Origin of the sequence: Streptomyces sp. NPDC052109 (genome assembly GCF_040680195.1) — a bacterium.
In the GTDB taxonomy this organism is placed as follows: Bacteria; Actinomycetota; Actinomycetes; order Streptomycetales; family Streptomycetaceae; genus Streptomyces.
Map to the genome: position 1 here is coordinate 1 of NZ_JBFAWF010000073.1, position 1,325 is coordinate 1,325.

Below are 1,325 nucleotides of genomic sequence, written 5' to 3' on the forward strand. Positions count from 1 at the left end.
CCATCCAGCGCCACCTCCAACGCCGACACCACACCCTCCACAGCCGTCCGCACCAAAACACCGACAGCAACCGGATCGACGGGTGCGACCGCGTCGACGGCGAGCGACAACCCGCGGTTCTCGCCGTTGTCGTCGACCGCGACGGTGAGCGGGTAGTTGGTCCGCTCACGCGAGAAGACCAACCGGATCCCGTCCACCGCGACTCGGTCCTCCGCCGCCTCCTGAGGCACCCGCTCGGCGGACTCGCCGCCGCCGTTGTGGCGGTAGTTGAACAGCGCGGAGAACAGCGGAGCCCCGCCCTCGACACCACCGGCCCGCTGCGCCAGGGCCAGCGGGGCGTGCTCGTGCTCCAGCAGCTCGGCGAGCTGGTCACGCATCGCCGACACCGCCTCCAGCACACCCAGCTCATCCGTCCGCACCCGCACCGGGAGCGTGTTGATGAGCGGGCCGGCAACGCGGTCGGCGCCCAGGCCCACGTTCATCCGACCGAAAAGGATGGTTCCGAAGACCACGTCATCGCGACCGCTGACCACCGCCAGGGCCCTGGCCCATGCCACGTGCAGCACGGTCGCCGCACTGACACCGAGCCGACGGGAGACCTCCCGCAGCCGTGCCTCGGCGGCGGGCGTGAACGGCACGACTTCGCGCACCACATCGGCGCCCGCCCCGCGGACGTCCACCAGCCCGTACGGAGCGGTCGGTTCGGTGACGTCGCCGAGCAGGTCGGTGAAGTAGCGCTCGTGGAAGGCCTCGTCCGCGGCGGCGCCCCGGGTGTGGGCCACGAAGGTGCGGAAGGGCAGCGGCTCGGGCAGCTGGTCGCCCCGGCTGGTGAGGAAGGCATGGACCTCGCTCAGCAGCGTCTCCAGGGCGGCGTGGTCCTGGACCAGGTGGTGCACGCGTACGAGGCCCAGCCACCGGTCGTCACCGGGGACCGCGGCCGTGTGGACGCTGAACAGCGGTGCCCGGTTGAGGTCCATCGCGGAACCGACGGCCCCGACCAGCTCGGCCACCGGGTCGCTGCTGCGCGGGTCCAACGTCACCTCGGTGACGGGCAGGGCGGCCGTGCGCCACACCACCTGGACCGGCCTGCTCAGCCCCTCCCAGACGAAGGAGGTGCGGAAGATGTCGTGCCGATCGATCACGCTCTGCAGCGCGGCCGTGAAGCCGTCCAGGCGCTCGCGCGAGTCGAATTCCAGCACGGACGGGAGCACGTAAGCGTCGTCACCGCCCTCGGCGAGGAGGTGGTGGAAGAGCAGGCCCTCCTGCAGCGGCGCCAGCGGGTAGACGTCCGCGACGTTCGCCGCACCGCCCTCCACCGACGCGAC

The 1,325-nt window shown here is 71.8% G+C and carries 1 protein-coding gene; it reads right to left on the reverse strand.

Features of this window, described 5'->3' with window-relative positions:
* Positions 1-1,325: condensation domain-containing protein (locus AB0L59_RS42240; protein ID WP_365593531.1), on the reverse strand; the 1,325-nt coding region annotated here is incomplete at both ends.